General features: G+C 52.7%; 8 protein-coding genes. 2 read left to right on the plus strand and 6 right to left on the minus strand.

Translation table 11 applies throughout. The features are described from left to right. Nucleotides 1-183: 183 nt before the first annotated feature. The 5 genes from CRO74_RS13425 to CRO74_RS13445 form a co-directional block, all read right to left on the minus strand. Complete coding sequence (locus CRO74_RS13425) at nucleotides 184-2,634, minus strand: ABC transporter permease (protein ID WP_097126561.1); 2,451 nt, start codon at nucleotides 2,632-2,634, stop codon at nucleotides 184-186. A 167-nt stretch (nucleotides 2,635-2,801) separates the two neighbouring features. Continuing rightward, entirely contained in the window at nucleotides 2,802-5,180 is a 2,379-nt protein-coding gene (locus CRO74_RS13430; protein ID WP_097126562.1) for an ABC transporter permease, read from the minus strand. A gap of 102 nt (nucleotides 5,181-5,282) precedes the next feature. After that, nucleotides 5,283-7,703: an ABC transporter permease gene (locus CRO74_RS13435; protein ID WP_097127100.1), complete on the minus strand. Its 2,421-nt coding sequence runs from the start codon at nucleotides 7,701-7,703 to the stop codon at nucleotides 5,283-5,285. 107 nt (nucleotides 7,704-7,810) lie between these two features. Next, nucleotides 7,811-10,249 carry an ABC transporter permease gene (locus tag CRO74_RS13440; RefSeq protein WP_097126563.1) on the minus strand — a complete coding sequence of 813 codons (2,439 nt, stop codon included), beginning with the start codon at nucleotides 10,247-10,249 and terminating at the stop codon, nucleotides 7,811-7,813. 96 nt (nucleotides 10,250-10,345) lie between these two features. Next, a complete protein-coding gene (locus CRO74_RS13445; RefSeq protein WP_097126564.1) occupies nucleotides 10,346-12,751 on the minus strand; it encodes an ABC transporter permease in 2,406 nt (801 codons plus the stop codon). A gap of 355 nt (nucleotides 12,752-13,106) precedes the next feature. On the opposite strand from CRO74_RS13445, the gene CRO74_RS13450 reads away from it, so the two are divergent. Next, nucleotides 13,107-16,418: a leucine-rich repeat domain-containing protein gene (locus CRO74_RS13450; protein ID WP_097126565.1), complete on the plus strand. Its 3,312-nt coding sequence runs from the start codon at nucleotides 13,107-13,109 to the stop codon at nucleotides 16,416-16,418. Between the two features lie 25 nt (nucleotides 16,419-16,443). On the opposite strand, the gene CRO74_RS13455 is transcribed toward CRO74_RS13450, so the two are convergent. Then, nucleotides 16,444-18,825, minus strand: a complete 2,382-nt coding sequence (locus tag CRO74_RS13455; RefSeq protein ID WP_097126566.1) for an ABC transporter permease — start codon at nucleotides 18,823-18,825, stop codon at nucleotides 16,444-16,446. A gap of 402 nt (nucleotides 18,826-19,227) precedes the next feature. Between CRO74_RS13455 and CRO74_RS13460 the strand changes: the two genes are divergently transcribed. Beyond that, nucleotides 19,228-21,435 (plus strand): carbohydrate binding family 9 domain-containing protein, encoded by a 2,208-nt coding sequence (locus tag CRO74_RS13460; protein WP_097126567.1) that lies wholly within the window; start codon nucleotides 19,228-19,230, stop codon nucleotides 21,433-21,435. The last annotated feature ends 47 nt before the right edge of the window (nucleotides 21,436-21,482 follow it).

The raw sequence follows: 21,482 nt of genomic DNA on the forward strand, positions 1-21,482 counted from the left end.
TTATCGTACAAATCAGTTGCCAAAGCCAAAAAAGGGCTATTCCGTTGAGAAATAGCCCTTTTAGGTAGTAGCTGTTGTCCGTTTTTGGACAGTTTTTGTACGATCCTGGACAGACCATTTGTGTTGAGCAGGGCGTCAACGCGTGGTAGAGACAAGGCATGCCCTGTCTCTACGTATGCATGATCATTCCGACCGCAACGATTTCACCGGATTCATCAGAGCTGCTTTGATACTCTGGAAACTCACGGTCAATAACGCGATGCCCACGGCCAGCAAACCTGCCAGCGCGAACATCCACCATTCGATGTCAATTTTATAGGTGAATTTTTGCAGCCATTTATCCATGACGTACCAGGCCACCGGCGAACTGATCACGAGAGCAATCAGCACGAGCCGGACGAAATCGAGGGAAAATAGGCCGAAGATGTGGGCCGTTGAAGCACCCAGCACTTTGCGTACACCTACTTCTTTGGTTCGGGTTTCGGCCATGAATGCCACGACGCCGTACAGACCTAAACAGCCGATAAACAGGGCAATCCCCGCCAGCAGCTGGAACAACGAATACACCTGTTCTTCGCTTTTGTAAAAGTTTGCCAGCGTTTCGTCCAGAAATTCGTAGCTGAAAACAAATTCGGGGAAGGTGGCTGTCCAGGCGGTTTCGACCTGTTTCATGAGTTGACTGATAGCTGCTGTACCGCCCTGCCGGGTCGATAGCTTGAGGGCGATGGTGCGGTAGTTGCCAAGCTGGGTGGTCAGGACGCTTGGCTCGACCCGATCCCGCAACGAAAACATGTTGAAATCCTTCACCACACCCACAATAGGCTTTTTCACGTTCTCGCCCGCTACCGTCATCAGCTTGCCAATCACCTGTTCGGGTTTCTGAAAGCCCAGTCGTTTCATGAATGTCTCGTTGATGACCAGTTCGCGGATGGAGTCGGCGGGTTGGTACATGCGTCCGGCCAGGAGTTTCAGGCCATAGGTACGCACATAGGCGGTGTCGCCGGGGCGCATCAGTATGCCGAAGCCGGGGTCTTTGTCGTCGTTGCCGAAGCGGAATCCCGTAGTCCAGTTGCTAGTCGAGGAAGGGCTGGTCATGCCGAAGCTAATCGACTGTATGCCCGGCAAACCCGTAAGTTTGGCCCGTAAATTGGCGATCTTTCCCGCATCATTGTCGGGTAAGGGCATCGTCAGGACGGCGTCTTTGTCGTAGCCCAGATCTGCGGAGCGGAAATAGCTCATCTGATTATAGGCGATGATGGTGCCGATGATTAATAGCTGGGAAATAGCAAACTGGCCCACAATGAGTCCCCGTCGGAGCGTCAGGTACCGACCCGTTCCGGTTTCCCGAATTTTGCCTTTGAGGGCCAGAATGGGCTGATAGCCCGACAGCACCATCGCCGGATAAAAGCCCGCCAGTACGGTCGTCAGTACGCCTAACGCCAGCAAGAACCCAAGCACAGCCGGGCTGAATAAGGTCACGGAGCCCGGCTTGATGTTAAGGAGTTCACCGACATAAGGCAACGAAGCTTGGGCAACCAGCAACGCCAGAACAACCGCTACGCCGGTCAGTACGCTGGTTTCGCCCAGAAACTGCCGCACCAGTTGCTCCCGTGTGCTACCCAGCACTTTCCGAACGCCCACTTCCCGCGACCGGCGAATGGCCTGCGCCGTGGCCAGATTGATGAAGTTGATACAAGCCGTTCCCAAAATGAAGAGGCCGATGAGTACCATCGCCCAGATCATTTCGATACTAATGCTTCGCTGGGCATAATTCGAAATGTTGGTGGCGAAATGGATTTTCGTCAGCGGCTGTAACACGTACGCTAATGTTTTGGCATCCTCTGGATCGTGGTATTTGTTGACAAAACCCACCAACTGACGTTCCATCCGGGCCGCTGGTGTTTCTGTTCCAGCCTGGGCCGGGGGCAGCATCATGTAAATCTGAGCCCCGCCATAGCTCGATTTCCAATCGTCGGGGGGTGAGGTGCTGCCATAGGCCAACACGGACGCGTGCGATAGGAACACATCGAACGGCATGCTGCTCGTCGGGAGCGGGTCCTGAATAACGCCCGTTACCACAAAGTCCATCCGGTTCTCCATCCGAATGGTTTTGCCCATTGGGTTGGCATCCCCGAAGTATTTATGGGCGATTCGCTCCGAAAGAACCACCGTATTTGGGTTGATAAGCGCCGTTTGCGGGCTCCCTTTTCTCCAGGTGTAATCGAAAAGAGTAAAGTACTCCGGTTCGGCAAACGCGATCACGCCATCCGTTTCCTGAAATCGCTTTGTCTCGGTAGTCGCCTTGCCCGGTACCGCCACCACTGCGGCTTTGATCCGGGTAACTAGCGTGAGCTGGTGTTTCAACTCCGGAAAATCGTTGCGGAGCGCGGCCAGCGCCGGAAACGTGATGCCCGTATTCGGCTTGCCGTCGGGCTCCGTTTTGTTCGCGCCGAGCATACGGAAGATGCGGTCGGCGTTGGCATTGTGCTTGTCGAAGCTCAGTTCATAGCGAACGGCCACGAATAACAGCAGGCAACAGGCCAGACCCAGTGTCAGACCCAGCACATTGATGGTGGAGTAACTCCAGTTGCGCTTCAACGCGCGGATGGCGGTAGTGAGATAGCTTTTTATCATAAGTGTATGTAGAGCCGCAACCCTTTGCGGCTCCTGTGCGTCAGCAATTTTAGCGTCTACAAAGACCATCCGGTGTAAGAACCATCTGGATAGAACCATCTGGACAAAACCATCCGGTGTAAAAACCATCCGGTTGCCGAGACGCAAAGTATTGCGTCTCTACATACCTATTCGCTCCGTAACGATTTCACCGGGTTCATCAATGCGGCTTTTACACTCTGGAAACTCACGGTTAACAGTGCGATTGCCACTGCCAGCAGGCCTACCACCGCAAAGACCCACCACGACAGGTCGACGCGGTACGCAAAATCCTGCAGCCACTGGTGCATCACATACCAGGCAATGGGGCTGGCAATGAGAATGGCAATGCCTACCGGTTTCAGAAAATCGCCGGAGAGCAGGCTGACGATACTGCCCACCGAGGCTCCCAACACTTTCCGGACGCCAATTTCTTTGGTACGCTGCTGGGCCGAAAAAGAGGCCAGACCAAACAAACCCATACAGGCGATGAAAATGGCTAAACCGGCAAAAACACGCATGATCGTTTGCTGACGCAGATCTGCCTGGTACATCTGGTCGAACTTCTGGTCTAAAAAGTGGTACTCGAACGGATAGGCCGGTCGTGTTTGAGCGTATAATCGCTGGATGGTTTCGACCGTAGCGGGCAGGTTGCCGGGTTTCAGCCTGATCAGAGCCGCCCGTCGGTCGTCGTTGGGCGCAATCACCAATGGCTCGATGGCTTCTTTGAGAGAAAGAAAATTGAAATCCTCGACTACGCCAATGACCGTGCGGTTTGTGCTGTCACGTAAGGTGTTCTTCAGCCACTTGCCGATGGCGGCTTCCGGCGTCCAGCCTAGTCGGGCAGCCGCCGTTCGATTGATCAGGGCCGCCTGCGTCGTGTCGGAGGGGTACTGGGACGAGAAATCCCGGCCGGCAATGATTTTCAGCCCCAGGGTTTTTACATAATCGAAATCGGCAAACTCTGTCCGGGATTTCCATCGGTTAGGATGCGCTTCGACATCGAACATAAGCCCATCGAAAAAACCACCCGGCTCACCCGACATCATCGACACGGCCTCCACCCGGCTCTGGGCCAGCAGTTCCGGTTTGTGTGTTAAGAAGAAATTATAGATGTCGTCATTATCGATGGGGACAACCAGGGTTTGCTCTTTGTTGTAGCCAAGCTGTTTGCTTTTGAGGTAACTCATTTGCCGGGTGCCGATGGCTGTTCCGAGCATGAGTAATATCGAAATGCTGAACTGCACCACCACCAGCACCTGCCTTAACGACGTACCGCCTTTCCCCAGCCGTAATTTACTTTTCAAGGCCTGGATGGGCGAAAAAGCGGCCAGCACAAAGGCCGGATAACTCCCCGACAGGAAACCCACCACCCCGATAATTCCGATGAGGAACAGCACGATCGGCCCGGCATAGACGGACAGGTTCAGGGGGTAACCCAGCAACTGTTTGTAGAAGGGAAACACCAGGGCCAGCAAGCCCAGCGAGAGCACGCACGAGAGGGTTGTCAGCAGGAGCGATTCGCCAATGAACTGCCACACCAGGTGCGCTTTATAAGCCCCCAGCACTTTCCGGACACCAATTTCTTTCGACCGCTCCACCGCCCGAACCGTCGACAGATTCATAAAATTGATGCAGGCCACCAGTAGAATGAGGATGGCAATCGACAGAAAGATATAGACGACTTTTTTGTCGCCGTGCTTTACGCTGTCAAAGGCTGACTGTTCAAAATAAATTTCCCGCAATGGCGTGAGCGATAGCGTAAAATGGTAGCCAGCCTGCTTCATGAGTTGCCCCATGTGTTTATCCATGAAGCGGGGAAAACTTCGCTCAACCTGCTCTTCGCTGACCGTTGGGGCCAACTGCACATAGGTGTAGAGGCCGTTGTTGATCCAGACGTTCATCCAGCTCCGGTCTTTGTAGTTTTCCAGCGGTATCACCAGGTCAAAATCCAGGTGCGAATTGGCGGGCACATCCTGCGCAATACCCGTAACTTTTAGCGGCAGGTTTTTGTCGACTTTAACGATTTTACCCATCGCATCGTCGATGCTGCCGAAATACTTTTTGGCCGTCGATTCGGTGAGTACGACGCTTGCAGGCTCTGTCAGTACCGTTGCCGGATCACCTTTCAGTAGCGGAAAAGTGAAAAACGTGAAGAAAGCAGAGTCGGCATTGATGATTTTTCGTTCATGGAACGACTTGTCCTGAGTAGTTACCAGCGCATCGGTCGAGTTTACGCGGACAGCCTGGGTGATTTGCCCCTTGAAATCAGTCAGTAGCGCCGGTGCATACGGCCCCGACAGGTAGGAGACTGAAATCTCTTTGCCTTCATTCTCTATACCCCGCATAACGCGGTAGATGCTTTTTCCATTCTTGTGGAAATTGTCCACGCTGAACTCATTGCTGATAAACAGGAAGATCAGCAGGCATACGGTGATGCCGGTAGACAAGCCGAGCAGATTGATGACCGAAAAAACCTTATTTCGGGTCAGGTTGCGGAAGGCGATTTTGATGTAGTTGGTTAGCATATGTGTAGAGCCGCAATACCTTGCGGCTGTTTTTGGCGATACCTTGCGGCAATAAAAACCATCCGGATGCTGAGACGCAAGGTATTGCGTCTCTACTCGTCCCTATTCCGATTTCAACGATTTTACGGGGTTGACTAGCGCGGCTTTCACGCTTTGGAAACTGACCGTCAATAGGGCGATGCCGGTGGCCAGTACGCCCGCCAGGGCGAACATCCACCAGGCAATGTCAACTTTATAAGGGAAGTCGGCGAGCCACTGGCTCATCACATACCAGGCTATGGGCGAGGCAATGAGCAACGCGATAAAGACCAGCTTCACAAAATCCGCCGAAAACAGGCTCACGATATTACCGACCGACGCGCCCAGCACTTTGCGGATGCCCACCTCTTTGGTACGCGCTTCGGCCATAAACGCTACTACGCCGTAAAGCCCTAGACAGCCGATGAAAATGGCAATACCCGCCAGCAGCCGGAACAGCGCATACATACGCTCTTCGCTTCGGTAAAAATTGTCGAGCGTCTTGTCCAGAAACTCGTATTTGAATACGAAATCGGGGAAGGTGGCATTCCAGTTGCGCTCGACCTCGCCAATGAGTTGGCGGAGGGCTTCCGTGCCGCCCTGTTGGGTCGATAGTTTAATGCCGAGCGAATGATAGGCGTCCCGGCGCGTAGTGAGTACGCAGGGGTTGGTTTCCTGATGAAGCGAGAACGTATTGAAATCGCGGACGACGCCCACAATCTGCTTTTTAGGGCTATTCATGCCAATTTGGATGTGTTTGCCGAGAACCTGATTTGGATCGCGCAAGCCCATTTTCTTGACAAAGGACTCATTCACGACCATCTCCCGGGTGGTGTCGGACTGCTGATAAAGGCGTCCGGCAATCAGTTTCAGTCCGTAGGTGTTGATGTAGGCCGTATCGGCAAAGCGCATCACGATGCTGAAATCGGCGTCCTTGTCGGCATTTTCGTAGCGGAAGCCACTCCACCAGTTGCCATCCGACGACGGTACCGAAATACCGTAACTCAACGATTTTACCTTGGGCAGAGCCGCCAGATTCGCCTTGAGGGTTTCCAGTTGCCCCGGTTTCCGGTCGGGTATATTGACCGTCAGCACGGCCTCTTTGTCGTAGCCCAGATCGGCCGATCGGAAGTACTGCATCTGGCTGTAAGCGATAATGGTGCCGATCACGAGCATCTGCGAAATAGCAAACTGAAAAACGATCAGGCCCCGGCGGAGGGTTAGCTGATTACTGCCTGTCATGCGTATGTTGCCCCGCAACGCCAGCACCGGCTGATAACCCGACAATACTAGCGCCGGATAAAAACCCGCCAGCACCGTTGTCAGCAGGGCTAATCCGAGCAGAAACCCGATCACGACCGGATCGAGCAGCACCAGCGAACGAGGGTTGATGTCGAGCAATTGCGACACGTAGGGCAGGGATGAATTGGCCACAACGAACGCCAACACAATAGCTATACCCGTTAGCAAGCCGGTTTCGCTCAGAAACTGCCGGACCAGCTGCGCCCGCGAACTGCCGAGTACTTTCCGAACGCCTACTTCTTTGGCCCGCCGAATGGCCTGCGCCGTAGCCAGGTTGATGAAGTTGACACAGGCGGTTACCAGAATGAACAACCCGATCAGGGCCATCGCCCAGATCATCTGTTTGCTAACGGTGCGGTTGGCCGAGTTGCCCGTACGGGTGTCGAAATGGATATTGGTTAGTGGCTGTAACTCGTATTGGCGGTTTTTGGCATCTTCCGGACGAATGTATTTCTGAACGAAGGGCACGAGCTTTCGCTCCATCTGTGCCGATGTCACGTTTGCCGGTAAAGCCATGTAAATCTGTGCACCGCTATAGTCCGATCCCCAGTCGTCCCAATCGCCATTGGCTCCGTATTGTTTAAGCGACGCAAACGACAGCATGACCTCAAATGGCAGACTACTGGTGGTGGGTGGATTCTGAACGACGCCTGTCACGACAAAATCCATTTTGTTCTCAATGCGAATGGTTTTGCCCAGTGGGTTAACCTCGCCAAAGTACTTACGCGCCATCTGCTCCGACAGTACTGCCGTTTGCGGGTTAGTTACTGCCGTTTTGGGGTTGCCGCTGGTCCATTTGTAATCGAACAGCCGAAAATAGTCCGGCTCTACAAAAGCAATGACGCCACTCTCTTCCTGAAACTTGCTGGCTTTCCGGTCACGCACGCGCACCAGCCCGCCGTAAAGTTCATAGGCCATCGTTACCTGCGGCAACTCCGGGAAGTCGTTCCGCAGGGCCGCCAGTGCCGGTAAGGAAATGCCCGTATTGCGGCCGTCGCCCCCCGAGTTCCGATTGTAGGTGATGATTCGGTACGTTCGGTCGGCGTTGGCGTGGTGCCGGTCGTAACTCAGCTCGTAGCGGATCGCCAGAAACAGGACAAGACAGCACGCCAGGCCAAACGTCAGCCCGACAACGTTGATAACGGTATAATTCCAGTTGCGCTTCAGCGTGCGCAGGGCGGTGGTGAAATAGTTTTTTAACATGTGTTTATGTAGAGCCGCAATACCTTGCGGCTCCTGTGCGTCAGCAATTTTAGCGTCTACAAAAACCATCCGGTTGCCAAGACGCAAAGTATTGCGTCTCTACATACCTATTCCGATTTCAACGATTTTACGGGGTTCACCAGCGCGGCTTTTACGCTTTGGTAACTGACTGTCAGCAGGGTAATGGCAATGGCCAGCACGCCCGCTAAGGCGAACATCCACCAGGCTATGTCAATTTTATACGCGAAACCCTGTAGCCATTGGGTCATGACCCACCAGGATACGGGCACCGCCAGCAGCAGGGCAATACCCACGAGTTTCAGAAAATCTCTCGACAGTAACGACACAATACCAGCTACGGATGCGCCGAGGACTTTGCGCACGCCAATCTCTTTGGTGCGTTGCTCCGCCGTGAACATGGCCAGCCCAAACAGGCCCAGACAGGCGACAAAAATCGTCAGACCGGCAAAAATGCCCAGGATAAGCCCCGTTTTCTGTTCGGCGCGGTAGGTGGTGTTGAAGCGTTCGTCGAGGAAAGCATAATTGAACGGGGCATCGGTGGTGAACTGATTCCACTGGGTTTTCAACGAGGCCAGTAACCCGGAAATATCCTTGGCCTTGACCTTTATGATCACCGTGCCCCCCGTGTGGCCCAGCGTCATCACCAGCGGAGAGATGCGCTCATGCAGCGATTTGAAGTGGAAGTCTTTCACCACGCCAATGACCCGGTAGGTCATGACCTTGCCGTCCTGATTTGCCCGGCTTACAGTATGCCCCAGTGCATTTTTCGCCCAGCCCAACGTTCGGGCCGCCGTTTCGTTCAGAATGATCCCCGACGAGTCGGTACCGTATGTTTTGGCGAAATTACGCCCGGCCGCCAGTTGAATGCCCAGCGTTGGGATGTAGTCGTAATCGACATCGTACCGAAGTGTTTTGACGATCTGGGTTGTATTGGATTCCGGGTAAACGAAGAAATTGTTGTTATTGCCGGGACCAGCGGGCAGGTAACCCGACGTGCTGACGTTCACCACCCGCGAATCCTGCATGAGTTGATTCCGGAATGCCTCTTCGTTCTTACCCAGCAGCCAGGTTTCGGGCAGTACCAGCACCTGATCTTTGTCGTAGCCCAGTTTCTTGTTCTGGATGTAGCCAAGCTGCCGGTACACCACCGTCGTGCTGACCATGAGCGTGATGGAGATAAAAAACTGAACCACCACTAGCCCGCTCCGTAAGCTGAGGCTGTTGCGGCCACCCGTAAATCGGGTGCCTTTGAGTACCGATATGGGTTTGAACGACGAGAGGAAGAACGCCGGATAACTGCCCGCCAGCAGCCCAACCAGCAAGCCAAAGAGCAATAGACCCGGCACCAGCCAGGGCGACGCCGTAAAGTTCAGCGTCAGGTTTTTCTCCGCCAGTTCATTGAAGGCGGGGAGCGCCAGATAGACCAGACCAATAGCGAGCAGCAGCGAAATGGCCGTCAGCAAGAGGGATTCGACCAGGAATTGGACTGTCAGCGCTTGTTTTACCGACCCCAGCACTTTCCGGATACCCACCTCTTTGGCGCGTTTGGAAGCACCGGCCGTAGACAGGTTCATGAAATTGATGCACGCAATGAGCAGGATAAACAGCGCGATAGCGCCGGAAATGTAAACGTACTGGATATTCCCGCTCGGGCTCAGGTCGTAGGCAAAATCGGAACGCAGGTGAATATCCGTCAGCGGTTGCAGATACAAGCCAATATCATTGCCCTTCTGCCGGAACTGCGCCAGCGTCATGCCCATTGACTTCTGGAGTTGCGGCCCCATGTATTTCTCGACAACCTGCGGTAGTTTGGCTTCGAGTTGCTTGTAGTCGTAGCCTTTGGGTAATACCAGATAGGTGAAAAATTCCGATGTCATCCAGGAAGTGCTTTTGGCTTCCGGCAAGCTGGTCATAGACAGAAACAGGTCGAAATGAAAGTGCGAATTGGTGGGAACCTGATCGATGACCCCCGTTATCTGATACGTAGCATTCCAGCTTTTCAGGGTAATCACCTTCCCGATGGGGTCCTGATTGCCGAAATACTTGCTGGCCATTGCCTGCGTAATAACCGCCGTGTTGGGTCGGGTCAAAGCCGTTTTGGCGTTCGATCCGGCATCCTGACCCCTGAGCAGGGGTACCGTGAACACCTGGAAAAAGTTGGAGTCGACAAATGCCGTAGCCGCATCCCTGAACGTCCGGTTATTCACCGTTATGACCGGATTGCCCGCCAAACGCAGCCGGGTAGCTTCCTCTACTTCGGGGTAATCGGCTTTGAGGGTCTGGGCCGTGGGCGGCATCACGTGCGCTTCGTTCATCTTGCCCCCCGCCGACGAGCCCCGGAAAACCACCCGCACAATCCGGTCGGCCTTTTCGTTGAAGCGGTCGTAGCTCAGTTCGTCGAGCACGAACAGGCTGATGAGCAGGCACGTCGCCAGCCCAATGGCCAACCCCGCGATGTTGATCGCCGAGAAGGCTTTGTTGCGGATCAGATTCCGCCAGGCGATTTTGATGTAGTTTGTGAGCATATGTGTAGAGCCGCAATATCTTGCGGCTGTTTCTGGTCTATTGTCTGGTAAAAACCATCCGGGTGCTGAGACGCAAAGTATTGCGTCTCTACATGCCTATTCCGACCGTAACGATTTGACCGGATTCATCAGGGCTGCTTTCACGCTTTGAAAACTTACGGTTAATAAGGCTATAAAAATTGTCAGGCTACCGGCCAGCAGGAACACCCACCAATGGATATCGGTGCGGTAGGCGAAGTCGCTGAGCCAGGTATGCATGGCGTACCAGGCAACGGGCGAGGCAATGACCAGCGCTATCAAGACCAGTTTCATAAAATCCTGGGAGAACAGCGCTACCAGACTCGCTTCCGATGCGCCGAGTACTTTCCGAATCCCGATCTCCTTGGTGCGCTGCTCCGCCATGAACATCGACAGGCCAAACAAACCGAGGCACGAAATTAAGATAGCCACCCCTGCGAAGATGCTGAATAGCGTTTGCTGCGTTTGCTCGCGGGCGTAGAGCCGGTCGAAACGGGTATCCAGAAACTGGTAATCGAACGGACGTTGTGGGAAATAGCTTTTCCAGACCGATTCGACCTGTTGAATACCCGCTGTAACATTTCCTTTGAGCGGGATGGAAATCCAATTAAGTTGACGGGGCGTCAGAATCATAGCCAGTGCGGCTACCTGCTGGTGCAAAGACTCGAAGTGATAATCTTTCGTGACGCCGATGATCTGGCCTTTGGCGGGGCCATACTGAAACGGCTTGCCGATGGCCTGTTCGGGTGTCCAGCCCAACTGACGCGCGGCCGTCTCGTTCAGCACCACCATCGAGGTATCGGTGGAGTAATCGCGGGAGAAGTTGCGCCCGGCGGCCATGCCGATCTGATAGGCGGGAATAAAGTCGTAATCGACGCGTAGTCCCCGCAGGTTGATTTTCACCGGGGCCATGCTGTCCCCTTTCATGGCCATTGCACCGTACGAATCGAGCAGCCGACCCGACGGTACCCGCGACGAGCGGCCCATGTCGCGCACGGCACCCGTTCGCAGGAGTTGCTGTTTGAGGGTTTCGTAATTCGTTGTCGAATCGCCAATGTCGGGCATGAGCAGCACCTGATCTTTCGCGTAGCCTAGGCGGTAATTCTGAATGTACTTCATCTGGTTATAAACAACCGCCGTGCTGATAATGAGCGCGATGGCAATGGCGAACTGCGTGACGACCAGCACCTGACGCAGTTTACCCGTCCGCATGGTCGACGCAATCTGCCCTTTCAGTACGCCCAACGGCCGGAAGGAGGTGAGGAAGAAAGCGGGGTAACTACCGGCCACCAAGCCTGTCAGCAACGTAATGCCAACCAGAACACTTAAGAAGACGGGGTCGAGCAGTTGCTGAAACGACAGTTGTTTCTGGGTGAAGGCGTTCAGGGCCGGGAGGCACAGGATCAACAATAGGATGGCAATGCCTAAGGCAAACGTGACGAGGAGAATGGATTCGCTCAAAAACTGCCCAATGAGTTGGGAACGCAAAGCCCCTACAACCTTGCGCATCCCAACCTCTTTGGCCCGCCCCGCCGACCGGGCTGTTGCCAGATTCATGTAGTTGATGCAGGCAATGAGCAGAATGAATAAACCAATGGCCGAAAATAAATAGATATAACTCATGTCGCCGGTCGGTTCTATCTCCGAATCGGTATGCGACTTCAGGTGAATATCCGTGAGTTTTTGCAGGTTCAGCACCGAAAAAGCGGAGGCCTTGCGCCCTTCTTCGGCCGGAACATACTTGTCCTGAAAGCTCGGAAACGCAGCTTCCATTCGCTGTGGATTAGCATTGGGCTTCAGGAGCACGTAGGTATTAAATGAGTTGTTGCTCCAACTGGTCCGAAGCTGTTCAGCGCCGTAAACGCGGTTGTCGTTGAAGGTCGAAAACGACAGTAAAAAGCTGGGGTGAAAATGCGATTGCGCGGGCAAGGGTTCAAACACGCCCGTTACGGTCAGGTCGAACTGGTCATTCAGCCGAACGGTTTTACCGACTGGATTTTCGTTACCAAAATACTTCTCCGCCATGGGCCGCGAGAACATAATTGAAAACGGATTTACCAGGGCCTGATCCGGGTTGCCGCTAATCAGGTCAAAATCGAACACCTTGAACAGATTCGCTTCGGCAAAGAACATATCGTCCTCATTGAACGAGTGTTCGCCGTATTTGACCAGCCCCCCATTGTCAATCGTTCGTACAACCTGTTCGGCTTCGGGAAAGTCCTGTTTTATAAGCGGGCCAAAAGGTGGTGCCGCCTGCGCCAGCCGCAGGGAAGCCGTACCTTCCGATGACAGGAACGTTCGCGTAAGGCGGTACGTCCGGTCGGCATGTGTGTTGTAGCGGTCGTAACTGAGTGCGTCCTGCACATACAGCGCAATGAGCAGGAAACACGCCAGCCCTACCGCAACGCCCGTAATGTTGATGAAGCTGAATGATTTATGTTTCCGCAAATTGCGAAAGGCGATGAGGAAATAGTTTCGCAGCATAATCAGGCAGAGTTGAGCAGGGTACGCTGTACCCTATGCCAAATGCCGTACCAGAAATATAAGTAATTGGTAAATAGTGGATTAGGTGTAGTGGGTTGGGGCGGTGTGTCCGCAAACGGACGCTGGACGTACAGTTGCGGACAATGTAGTGCCGACCGTCCCGGTCAGATTTGACTAGTCTTTTATCCCCTAATGGACTAGTAGAAACTACCCTGGCCTCAACGACTTTGGGGGAATAATCAAGTTCGCTTTCAACGTCTGAAAACGCTCTTTCCTTATCTAATTTCTTACGCTTCTGGTTATAAAAAATTCACTACAATTTTTTAGTACTTTAGTTTTTAGAAATATACATTCTATGTCCACCCTAGCACTGAATCAAATCCAGCAAGCCAAACAAAGCCGCGCTACGTTTCTTGACTTAGGTAACTGCGGCCTTACAGAACTACCAGATAGCCTGTTGGATCTGACTTTTCTTGAGGGGTTAAACTTGGGTACTTTTTATCGCGATAAAGAGACTAAGGGGTGGATCGAGTCAGGTAATAAGGGCAATAGTAATGAGTTAGAGCCAACTGCCTTAATAAAGCTGTCGCGTCTCCCCCGGCTTCAGTCCCTGTCTCTGATGCGCACGGGCATTACCGACATTGGCGTGCTGGCCCAACTTCCCCGGCTTCAGTCCTTGGATCTGAGCGGCAATAGTAACCTGAGCGACATTGGCGTGCTGGCCCAACTCCCCCGGCTTCAGTCCCTGGATCTGAGACTCACGGGCATTACCGACATTGGCGTGCTGGCCCATCTCCCCCAGCTTCAGTCCCTAGAACTGAGCGGCAATAGTAACCTGAGCGATATTGGCGTGCTGGCCCAACTCCCCCGGCTTCAGTCCTTGGATCTGAGCTTCACGGGCATTACCGACATTGGCGTGCTGGTCCAACTGCCCCAGCTTCAGTCCCTGGATCTGAGCGGCAATAGTGACCTGAGCGACATTGGCGTGCTGGCCCAACTCCCCCAGCTTCGGTCCCTGTATCTGATGCGCACGGGCGTTACCGACCTTGGCGTGCTGGCCCAACTGCCCCAGCTTCAGTCCCTGAATCTGAGCTACAATAGTGACCTGAGCGACCTTGGCGTGCTGGCCCAACTCCCTCAGCTTCAGTCCTTGGATTTGAGCCACACGGGCATTATCGATATTGTTGTGCTGGCCCAACTCTCCCAGCTTCAATTCCTGGATCTGAGCGACACGCGCATTACCGACATTTCTCCTTTACGTTCTTTGTTTCAGGCAGGTCTTGACGTGAAATGGAGTGATTACTATTGGAAAGAAAATGGTATCTATGTTAAAGATTGTCCGTTGCTAATTCCCCCTGTTGCTATTGTACAGGAAGGTAATGCGGCCATTCTTAACTTTTTTCGGCAGATCGACGAGCAGGGCGGCACTGTTCCCTTATATGAAGCGAAACTCATTATGGTGGGTGAGCCGGGAGCCGGCAAAACATCGCTTACGGAGAAACTGATCGATGAGACGCATCAGGTACTTGTCGATGACCCTAAAAAGAAATCGACTTTGGGTATCAACGTTCGTGAAAACTGGCGGTTTACGGATTGCCTGCGGCCTAATGAGACCTTCACCGCCCACATTTGGGACTTTGGCGGGCAGGAAATTCAATACATGACGCACCAGTTTTTCTTGACGCCCGAGTCGCTCTATGTGCTGGTCGCCGATGACCGTAAACAGCATACACTTTTCCCATACTGGTTTGAAGTTATCCAGTTGTTAGGGAAAGATGAGTCAGGTACTAATAGCCCGGTGCTGGTTGTCCTGAACGAGCGGAACCATAAATCCATTTCCAATTTCGACCTGAATGAGTACCGGCGTAAATATCCGGGCATTCAGATTGATGTACTGGAAGTTGATTTGTCAGAGCCTAATCTCAATCGGTTTAAACTGGTCAGAGACAAAATTCAGCACTTGTTATGCACACTTACGCATGTTGGCCGTCAGTTGCCAAAAAAGTGGCCCATCATACGTAAAGCCATTATTGAACGTAGCGCTACACAAAACCACATCAGCGAGAAGGAATTTGCCGAAATTTGCGCTCAGTCTACCATCACGCGGCCAGAGGACCAGCAATTGATCAGTAAATACCTGCATCAGTTGGGCGTCATTCTGCATTTTCAGCATGATCGTCAATTGCGCGATTTTATCATCATCAACCCAACCTGGGCGCTCAAAGCCGTCTATGCGGTTCTGGAAGATAAAGACGTGCTGAAACGACATGGTCGATTTACCGACGCAGACCTCGATCGGTATTGGGAAAGCCTGACGGCTGAGGAGCGAATTAAAATTCTGAGCCTGATGGCGAAAGATAGCTTCGAGATTTGCTATCCCGTTGACAAACAGACGTACATTGATAAACAGACGTACATTGCTCCCCAGCTACTGTCAGACAAACGACCTGATTTTGTCTGGAACAATCGCGAGAGCTTGAAATGTCATTTTTTTTATCGCTTCATGCCGAAGGGTATTATGACCCGGCTGATTGTCCGCAAACATGAGGACCTGAAAAATGAAGAACTGGTTTGGGCGCGTGGCGCTGTTTTTCATCGCTTCGAATGCGATATGCTGGTAACCGAAGACGAAACAGAGCGCAATGGATTAATTGCCATTGAAATAAGTGGCCCGGCCAGCAGTCGAATTCGCGCCCTGAATTTTATCCGGGACGAAATAGAGGATATCCACCGAGCCTGGTTTCCCAATATCGAGTACGAGGAGCGAGCCCCCTGCAATTGTAAAGACTGTTTCCAGTCGCCAACGCCTACGTTTTTTAGCTGGACTAGTTTGAGTAAGTATGTCGAACAGAACATAAAAACAATAAACTGCGAAAATGGACTTATTAAGGGCGTGCCCGTTATCCCTTTACTCGAAGGTATTTATGACAAAGAGCGAATCAATAGTATTCAACGAGCCAGAAAGGAGCGGATGAGTCTGGGTGATGTCTATCCGTTTTCTGGTGATGTACCTGATCGTTCGCCAAAAAATGAGCGTATTGCTGGTCCATCTGTTAAGGAGGAGACTATAAAAGAAGACGCCAAAATTCCTGATCAACAAGTCGATAACCTACCAACACCAACCCTATTTGAGAAAATGAAAACGAACAGTTGGCAGGTTGCTGTCATTGCCGCCATTGTAGCCGCCCTTTTCTTTGTGTTTGCCAAGTCAAACAGTGAAGTTGACTTTTTGGGATTATTTCACGCCAAACAGGGGCAGGACACGGCCACACAAAAGCCCGAAGCAGTTCTAAAACCTGAAGCACCTACAACGGCTACGATCGTAGGACGTATAAAAATTAATAATCGGAATGCACGCGCCGAAGATGTCGAACAGGTGTATATCGTGGAGCAAGCGGCAGGGCAACCGGCATCGTTAGCTAATAATTCATTCAAACTTGACCGAGTAAAGATTCCTAAAACCCGACTCGTTACAATTGCTATAAATTTATCTGGAGGGCGGAGTTCGTCGCAGCTTCATGATTTACCTCAGGCCGATGAGAATAACGTGATTGATTTGGGTGAGGTACTATTATTCACCAGAGCTGATCGGGCACCTGCAACGACCGGAAAGCGTAACGGCCCATCCATCATTATCAACAACCTGAATAGTCAGCAGACCCAATAAGGCAGAAATCAGGATTTGCACCACGCTATTCATTTTGCAACGACTTGGCCGGATTCATCAGGGCGGCTTTCACACTCTGGAAACTCACCGTCAACAGGGCGATACTAACCGCCAGCAGCCCCGCCAGCGCAAAGACCCACCAGTCGATACTGATTTTATAGGCGAAATCCTGTAGCCATTGGGTCATGAGCCACCAGGAAACAGGCACGGCCAGGACAATGGCAATGCACACGGGTTTTAGAAAATCTCTCGATAGCAACGACACAATGCTTGTTGCCGAGGCCCCCAGCACTTTGCGAACGCCAATCTCTTTGGTGCGACTTTCGGCAATAAAGGTAGCCAGCCCAAACAAACCCAGACACGAAATCAGCACGGCCAGGGCTGCAAACAGACCAAACACCTGCCCCGTACGGACGTCGGTGCGGTAGGTGCGGGTGAAAAAATCATCAATAAACTCATAATCGAAGGGCCAGTCGGGAAACGATTGCTTCCAAAGTCCTTCGATTTGCCGGACGGTAGCGGGCACAGCCCCCGGCCGTACTTTCACGGAGAGCATCCCCGCTGCACCGTCGGCTAATGAAAACGTCAGTGGCTCAATGGTATTCCTGAGGTTTTTCTGGTGGTAATCGGCCACCACGCCCACTACCGGGCCACGCTGCGGCACTTCGCGGTAATTGCCGGTCTGGTCGTATTCAAAGGTGTAGTAGCCGAGCATCTTTCCCTTCAGGTTTTTCCAGCCGAAATACGCCATGGCTGCTTCGTTCACCAGAAATGCTTTTCGGTCGGCGGGGCGGCTGGCGTCCAGATTACGGCCCTGTTTCAGTTTAATATCGAATGTATTCAGGAAATCGTCGTCGATCATCTGGCGGCTCATGCTTAAATCCGTAACCCCCGCCGGTGCGTAGTCGCTGACCAGTTTATCACCGATCAATGCGCCACTACCCGGTACACTATAACTCCGGGATGCCACGACAACGCCTGCTAATCGGTTTACCTGTTCCTTGAAACGCAGCTTGACCGGCTCTGCCGCATCGCGCAAGTCCATCACCAATACCTGTTCGCGGTTGTACCCCAACTGCTTATGCTGAATGTAGTCCAGTTGGGTATACACGACCAGCGTAGCCACAATCATGACAATCGACACGGCAAACTGCCCGATTACCAGCGACTGCCGGAGTAAGGGCGTTTTGCGGCTCGTTGCCTGCCCTACGGCTCCTTTGAGAACCGAAGCGGGTCGGAATGACGAGAGCACAAAGGCGGGATACCCCCCCGCCATCAGGCACAGCAGGCCGATACCTACCAGCAGCCAAAGTCCGTACGTGGGTGTAAACAGCGTCGACAGGACCAGATTTTTTTCGGCCAGTTGATTGAATGCGGGCACTAACGCTGGAACAATCAGCGCGGTAAGGGACAGCGCGAGCAGGATAAAGAGCAGCGTTTCGCCCATGAACTGGCGGGTCAGTTGCCCGAATGTAGAGCCGAGAACTTTCCGAACCCCCACTTCCTTCGCTCGTCCGGTAGCACGGGCCGTAGCCAGGTTTACGTAATTAAACGCGGCCAACAGCAAAACCAGCAGGGCCACTATTGAAAAAATGGTGACGTAGGTTAGCCGGTTTGGGGCAATCAGATCGGTTTTGAGGTAGAGGTCGGTTAGCGGAATGAGGTGTAGTTTCCAAACGCCCACATTGGGGTCGTTAAGTTGTTTGAGATAGGCTGGAAACTGCGCTTCAACGGCTTCGGGTTTCGTGCCGGGGGCCAGCAGCAGGTACGTCCAGGCACTCCCGCCCCATAGATTGGTGGTTACGTCGTAGCCAACCAATTCATTGGCGTTGGCATAATTGGCCAGAAAGTCGATGTGGTGATGCGAATTGCCCGGCAGGTTGCGCATAACCCCCGTTACGTGCAGGGTGTGTTTGGCGTCGTAGCGGATTCGCTGGCCGAGCGGGTTCTGACCCGGAAAGTATTTCTGCGCCATGGCTTCGGAGATCACGACACCATACTGTTCCGTTAGCGCCGTGCGTGAATTTCCCTGGACAAGCGGCAATGTAAACACATCAAAGGCGGTGCTATCGGCAAAAAAGAAGTTGTCTTCGTAGGCGGATGTTGTTTGATGGGTAAGTAACGGACGTACTTTTTTGAGACGTACCACCTGCTCTACCTGGGCAAAACGTTGTTTGATGTCAGTGCCTAATTTCCCTCCGGATGTGGCATTGTTCTCGAATTGCTGGAGCAAAACAATCCGGTCGGCGTTCTGGTGGAATCGGTCGTAGGTAAGCTCATCGAATACATAAGCCGTAATCAGTAGGCCGCAGGTTAGTCCCAGCGTCAGGCCAATCAAATTGATAACGGTATACAGCTTATACCGGTACAGGCTCCGCAGCGTGATTTTGATATAGTTTGTAAACATCGTAATGCCGACCGTTCCGGTTGGGTGTAAGTGGAACACATAGGAACAACGCAACGATACCCCTATGCCAAATGCCGTACCAGTTTAATAACTAATTGGTTAGTAGTGGATTAGGTGTGGTAGGCTAGGGCGGATTGTCCGCAAACGGACGCTGGACGTACAGTTGCGGACAGTGTGGGGTGTAGTGCCGACCGCCGATACGTCGGACCGCTCGGTCAGGTGAGACAGGGTAATGAGTGGGTGACACGACTGGCGAGTTTAGCCTAGTTTTTGCTCAGTAAACAAACCTGCTTCGAACGTCTATAGTCGGTTGTAAGATTTACCTATCCGCAATACTAATTCATTGATCATAGCCGTACAATTAATCATTTTGCAGACTTTTGTTGCCATAAATTTCTGTCAATGAAAATACTGTCTACGCTATTACTTCTGATTTCCCTTCGTTCGTTTGCCCAGGATGCGACCATTTTTAAGCCCGATTCGGTTCGGCGGGTGATTGAAGCGGTACAAATTACATCGTCTCTGAAAGTTGAGGGACTATTGAACGACGCGGAGTGGAAGAAAACCAAACCGTCGCCCGGCTTTATCCAGATTGAACCGTATCAGGGTAAAAGCCCCAATCACCAAACGGACGTGCGGGTGCTTTATAACAAGCAGTTTCTTTATTTCGGAATCTTCATGCGGGATTCGCTGGGCAAAAAAGCCATTCGGGCCACCGATTTCAAGCGCGATTTCAACTACATGCAGCACGATCTGGTCAACCTCTCGTTCGATGGGTTCAACGACCGGCGCAATGCCATGGCCTTTGCCACCAACCCCTATGGCGTGCAGCGCGATTTCCTGTCCTTCGATGATATCTATTACGATTTCGACTGGGATGGTCTGTGGCGGGTGCGTACCACGCGGAGTGATTCGGGTTGGGTGGCCGAAATAGCCATTCCGTGGCAAACACTGCGCTACCCGAAAACGACCGAAGCGGTTCAGAACTGGGGATTCAATATGTACCGCAATCGGCGCTTAACGAACGAAATCTCGGCGTTTTCGCCTTATCCGCGCTCGTTTTCGTCGTTTCGGATGGATTACGCGGGTATGCTGGCTAACCTACAGCCGCCACCGCCGAAACCGAACATCCGCATTCAGCCGTATGTCCTGACGTCTTACGACCGATATACTGGTTTCGATGCGGCTGTAAAACCCGAAGAAACGCAGGTTAAATTCGGGGGCGAACTCAAATGGGCCATTAACCCCAATACCGTGCTGGACCTGACCGCCAACACGGATTTTGCCCAGGCGGACGCCGACCGGCAGGTGAACAACGTAAGCCGGTTTTCGGTGTTTTTCCCCGAACGGCGCCAGTTCTTTCTGGAAAATGCCTCGCTCTTTGGCGTAGGTATCAGCCGGAACTTGGATGAGTCGGGCGGGAATATGCGCATCCAGCCGTTCTTTAGCCGCCGGATTGGGCTGGACGATAGCGGTAATCCCATTCCGATTGATGTGGGTGGGCGGTTTGTGTATCGGTCCCTGAAACGAAACATCGGCGCTATTTTGATGCGGCAGCGGGGTGTTGGCGATACGCCCGCGACCAATTTTTTTGTCGGGCGTTTCTCGGAGAATTTCGGCAAACAGCACCATATCGGGGGCTTGCTGACGGTGAAAGATCGGCCCGATGGCTCGAATATCGTTGGTACAGTAGATGGCTTTTTCCGACTGGGCGAATCGCACTCGCTCAATACGCTGGCGTCTTACTCAACCTCGGCCCGAACGGGCAAACAGGGTTTCTCGGCTTATGCGCAGTATTTTTATGTCAGCAATCAGTTCAAAATCTGGTGGACCCAGTCCATTGTTACCAAAGATTATGATCCTGAACTGGGGTTTGTCTCGCGTAACGATGTCATCGCCACCACGCCCGGTGTCTTCTGGTGGTATCGCGGTCGGCGTCTGCCGTTCAAGAAGTGGCTGCGGGCCTGGGAGCCGAGCGTTTTCCCGGAGTTTTATCACCAGGCATCAACCGGCAAACTCATCGAACGCACTTGGACGGTTTACCCGGTCTGGCTGAATCTCCAGAGTGGGGCCTATGTTGGGTACAGTGTCACGCCCACTTACCAGCAACTAACGGAGGTGTTTGAGCCGCTGGGCGTCAAAATCGAAACGGGTCAGTTCAATTATGTGCGTCACCAGATCTACGCCAGCACCGACCCTTCCCGCATCCTCAACCTACAAACGATTTACAACTGGGGGACTTATTTTGGCGGAAAACTCAACTCGGGCGACTGGACGTTGCAGTTTGCGCCTATTCCGCATTTCTCGCTGTCGGGGCGTTTTAACCGGAACCGCTTCGTTGAGGTGGGCGAGGATAAAACCAGCACAACCGTCGATTTGTATTCCATCGAAGGGCGATTTGCCTTGAACCCGCGCCTTCAGTTGATCGGGTTTTACCAGCGCAATTCCGAAAACCAGTTGCAGAATTACAACATCCGTCTGTCGTGGGAGTACCAGCCGTTGTCATACATCTATCTGGTTTTCAACCACCGGGGTTTCCAGAATCTACAACAGCGAGCCCAGACCGAAGACCACGCCATTGCCAAGATCAGCTATCTGAAACAGTTTTGAGGGTTATCCATGTTATGTAGAGCCGCAACCCTTTGCGGCTCCTGTGC

This window comes from Spirosoma fluviale (assembly GCF_900230225.1).
Classification (GTDB): Bacteria; Bacteroidota; Bacteroidia; order Cytophagales; family Spirosomataceae; genus Spirosoma; species Spirosoma fluviale.

Bases quoted from the DNA above. Each gene is read 5' to 3' on its own strand.
- CRO74_RS13425 (WP_097126561.1), bottom strand. From the start codon at position 2,634: ATGATAAAAAGCTATCTCACTACCGCCATCCGCGCGTTGAAGCGCAAC.
- CRO74_RS13445 (WP_097126564.1), bottom strand. From the start codon at position 12,751: ATGCTGCGAAACTATTTCCTCATCGCCTTTCGCAATTTGCGGAAACAT.
- CRO74_RS13440 (WP_097126563.1), bottom strand. From the start codon at position 10,249: ATGCTCACAAACTACATCAAAATCGCCTGGCGGAATCTGATCCGCAAC.
- CRO74_RS13435 (WP_097127100.1), bottom strand. From the start codon at position 7,703: ATGTTAAAAAACTATTTCACCACCGCCCTGCGCACGCTGAAGCGCAAC.
- CRO74_RS13430 (WP_097126562.1), bottom strand. From the start codon at position 5,180: ATGCTAACCAACTACATCAAAATCGCCTTCCGCAACCTGACCCGAAAT.
- CRO74_RS13455 (WP_097126566.1), bottom strand. From the start codon at position 18,825: ATGTTTACAAACTATATCAAAATCACGCTGCGGAGCCTGTACCGGTAT.
- CRO74_RS13450 (WP_097126565.1), top strand. From the start codon at position 13,107: ATGTCCACCCTAGCACTGAATCAAATCCAGCAAGCCAAACAAAGCCGC.
- CRO74_RS13460 (WP_097126567.1), top strand. From the start codon at position 19,228: ATGAAAATACTGTCTACGCTATTACTTCTGATTTCCCTTCGTTCGTTT.